This is a genomic window from Nonomuraea sp. NPDC003201 (genome assembly GCF_053590415.1).
In genome coordinates this window covers 1-3,998 of record NZ_JBSFTC010000560.1, presented here as the reverse complement: position 1 = coordinate 3,998, position 3,998 = coordinate 1, and the positions used below count along the sequence as shown (strand labels likewise).

General features: G+C 73.1%; 3 protein-coding genes. All 3 read right to left on the bottom strand.

Annotated features, from left to right (window positions below; genetic code table 11):
* Nucleotides 1–1,105: serine/threonine-protein kinase (locus ACWDX9_RS60635; RefSeq protein WP_449973006.1), on the bottom strand; the 1,105-nt coding region annotated here is incomplete at its 3' end.
* Nucleotides 1,106–1,241: 136 nt separating this feature from the next.
* Nucleotides 1,242–2,294 (bottom strand): NAD(P)-binding domain-containing protein, encoded by a 1,053-nt coding sequence (locus ACWDX9_RS60630; RefSeq protein ID WP_364241790.1) that lies wholly within the window; start codon nt 2,292–2,294, stop codon nt 1,242–1,244.
* A gap of 37 nt (nt 2,295–2,331) precedes the next feature.
* On the bottom strand, nt 2,332–3,998 hold a 1,667-nt coding region (locus tag ACWDX9_RS60625), incomplete at its 5' end, for a WD40 repeat domain-containing protein (RefSeq protein WP_449973005.1).

Here is a 3,998-nt window from a genome sequence, read left to right as displayed (position 1 = left end):
GCCAGCCCGTGCAGCACCGCGGCCACCAGGAGGATGACGAGGTGACCGCCCTCGCCGGAGGGCATCGCGTGGCCGGCGGCAGCGCGACGCCAGGCCCGGGCCCCGGCTCCGGCGAGTCCCCCAGGATCACGAACGCCGACACGACCGCGGCGGCGGTCGCCAGCACCAGCCCGCCCGTCACCGCGAACTTGGCCGCCGGCGCCAGCGTGCTCTGCACCACGCTGGTGGTGCTCTCGGCAACCGGTTGCGGCCTCGGTAACAGCGCGGCCAGCGGCAGGACCATGATGCCGAGCCCGGCCCGCCCGCGCGTCTCCCATTCCTCGCCGTACTCGGCGAGCGCGACCCCCTCCAGCTCGGCCAGGAACGCCTCCGCCGACGCGGGCCGCCCGGCCGGGTCCTTGGCCAGGCCGTGTTCGAGCAGCGGCCGCAGCGGCTCCTCGACCTCCCCCAGCTGGGGCAGGATGTGCTGGTGCTGGTAGGCGAGCGCGGCCACGTTCTCACCCTGGAAGGCGCGGTGGCCGGTCAGGCACTCGAAGAACACCAGCGTGGCGGCGTACACGTCGGTCGCGGCGCTGGCCGGCCCGTCGTCCCACTGCTCGGGCGCCATGTACGGGGGCGTGCCGACGAGCGCGGCCGTCTCCCCGAAGTGGGCCGCCACGCCGAAATCGACGAGCTTGCTCTGGCCGTCCTGGGTGATGATGACGTTCTCGGGTTTGAAGTCCCGGTGGACGACACCGCGCCGGTGCGCCTCGGCCAGCCCGAGCAGCGCGCCCTTCAGCACCACGAGCGCCGCCTCCGGGCCCGTCGCGCCCTCGTGCTCCAGCAGCCGCCGCAGCGTGACGCCGTCGACCAGCTCCATCACGATGACGGCGTCGTCCTGGCCCTCGACGTATTCGAGCAGACGGGCGGTGTGCGGGCTGTCGATCTCGCGGATGACCTCGGCCTCCGCCCGGAACCGCTCGACGAACCCCGTGTCCGCGCGCAGCGGCTCGGACAGGTGCTTGATCGCGACGGCCAGCCCGTCTGAGTCCCGTACGGCGAGCATCACCCGGCCCGTCCCGCCGTGTCCGAGTTCCCGGATCTCGGTGTAGCCGGGAACTTCCATGTGGGACCTCCTGCCGGATAAAGATCCTTATGTCAGGACGCTAACCTGGGGTCACACCCCGTGTCGAGTCCCTTCGCGGGAGTAACCGAGCCGCTGCCGCAATCGGTATTCTTACTACTCCGCATAGTAGGTCCGGTCAGGCCGCCTGCCGTGCCAGGTACCCGTGGACGTTACGCGCCGCCGCGCGTCCGGCGCGGTTCGCGCCGATGGTGCTGGCCGAAGGGCCGTACCCGACCAGTTGCAGGGCCGGCTCCCTGACGGCCTGGGTGCCGTCCACCTTGATCCCGCCGCCCGGCTCCCTGAGCCGCAGGGGCGCGAGGTGGTCGAGGGCCGAGCGGAAGCCGGTGGCCCAGACGATCGTGTCCGCCTCCAGGTGGAGGCCGTCAGACCAGGTGACGCCGTCCGCGGTGATGCGCCGGAACATGGGGAGGCGTTCCAGCGCGCCCTTGGCCAGGGCCTCGCGTACGACCGTGCTGTAGCCGAGGCCCGTGACGCTCACCACGCTCTGCGGCGGGAGTCCCGCGCGCACGCGCGCCTCGACCAGCGCGACGGCCTCGCGCCTGGCGTTCTCGCCGAAGTCGTCGTCCCGGAACACCGGCGGCCGCCGCGTCACCCATGCCGTGGTGGCGGCGATCCCGGCGATCTCCGACAGCACGTGCATCGCCGACGCCCCGCCGCCCACCACGATCACGCGCCGCCCCGCGAACTCCTCCGGCCCCCGGTAACCCGCGTAGTGGAGCTGGCGGCCCGCGAAGTCCGGCGCGCCGGGGTAGTAGGGCCAGTGGGGCCGGGTCCAGGTGCCCGTCGCGTTGATCACGGCGCGGGCCGACCACTCCCCCGCGTCCGTGCCGATCACCAGCCGGCCGCCGTCGCCGTGCCGGACGGAGGCGACCCGCACCGGCCGCACGACGTCCAGCCCCAGCTCTTCCTCGTAGGCCGCGTAGTACGCGGGGACCACCTCGGCGGCGGGACGGCGACCGTCCACGCCCGGGGGACGGGCGATGCCGGGCAGGTCGAAGATGCCGTGCACCTTGTCCATGGTCAGCGACGGCGACCGGTGGCGCCACGCCCCTCCCGCGCCGTCGGCCGCGTCCAGGACGACCGGCTCGAACCCGTACCGGCGCAGGAAGTACGCGCCGGACAGCCCCGCCTGCCCGGCGCCGATCACCACCACTTCGGTCTCTTCCACGATCAGGTGAAACCGCCGCCGGGCCCGCGCTCTTCCCTCACGCCTTCGCGCACACGTCCCGGTACGGCGTGGCACCCAGATACTCGCGCCACTCCCGGACACTGAGCGTGCGGCCGGCCCGCGCGCACACCGTTCCCACCATCGCCTCCGGCGCGACCGGCAGGTCGTGAACCCACTCCGACACGTCGACCACCCGCAGCAGTCTCCCGTCGCCGGTGAAGGCCATGAGGTGCACGCTGCCGTTGCTGTCGAGCCGGATCTCCCCGCCCAGCGGCTGCCGGGTCGCCACGTCCCACAGATGGATCCCACCGCCCGCGTCGGAGACGGCGAGCACGTCCCCTCGGGGGGCGAACACGACGGCGTCGAACTCCTGGCCGGGAACGCGCAGGTCGGGTACGAGCAGCTGCCGGGCGCTCAGGTCCCACAGGCTGAGGCGGTGCCCGTCGTGCGTGGCCAGCCGCCGCCCGGCGGGATCGACGACCATGAAACCCTGGCTCCGCGCCGCGCCGAACCCGGTGCCGACGGGCTTGCCGGTCATGATGTCGTAGAACTGCCCGCTCGCCGACGCGATCGTCCTGCCGTCGGCGAGGAAGACGAAGTCGCGGGTGGCGAACGGCAGTTTCACGCTGCTGACCGCCTTCCCGGTGCGCGCGTCCCACACCCGCAGGCGGAAGTCATCCTGTTTCTGATTGTCCTGCGCGAAGACCGCCGCGAACAGGCGGCCGTCCCGGCTGTAGGCCCCGCCCATGGGGAGGAACGCCGGAATGCCCCCGAACGACCACAGCCGCCGCCCGTCGGTGAGGCTGTACGCGATGACCGCCTCCCCGTCCTGGAAGACCAGGCTGTCGTTGGCGGGGCTGAACAGCCACGGCGTCGGGTTGCCGGGATTGGGGTACGACGCGATCGAGCGCCGCGCGGCCACGTCCCACGTCCGGTACGCGGACGACGTGCTGATCAGCAGCCGGCGCGCGTCCGGGCTGATCGCTTCGATCCGCGCTCCGGAGGGCGCCCGGGCGCTCGCGGTGCCGGACCGCAGGGCGAGGCTGACGATGCGCTCGTCCACCCGGTAGCGCAGCGTCCGGCCGGTCGGGTCGAACCACACCTCGGTGACCTCGCCCGGCGCCTCGTATCTGAGGATCTCCTGGTGCGTGGTCACGTTCCAGACCCAGACGCGCTGCCCGCGCGCGCCGGCGACCAGCTGGTTGTCGCTGCTGAGCCGGACCGCCCACCGGGTACCGGGGGCCGCCTGGCTCACCGCATCCCCCCAGGTCAGGCCGTCCTCCTCCGCCTCCGAGTCGGCGACCGGCCTGCCCGAGGCGGTGTCCCGGAGCTGGAACCGCTCCCCGGCGCAGTACATGAGCCGGCTGTCCGCGCTGAATCCCACCACCGGTTCCATGCCGCAGCTCTTCTCGAGAGCGGGCACGCGCCGCATGCCCGGCAGCCGCCACACCCGGATCGTCTGCCCCGGGGGCGCCACGCTCGCGACCAGCCTGCCCGAGGAGGCGACGGTGAACTGGGTGAGCTCGCCCCACTCCTTGGTGGGGATCTCGCGGCCGCGCTCGGCGTCCCACAGGTCCGTCACGCCGTCGGTGACGCTGATCGACAGCAGCGCCGTCAACGTGCCCGCGGTGAAGTCCCGCGTACGCCGGCTCTCGGGCGGCCAGCGCCAGGCCGTGGCCATCTGCCGCGCCGCCGGGTTCAGCT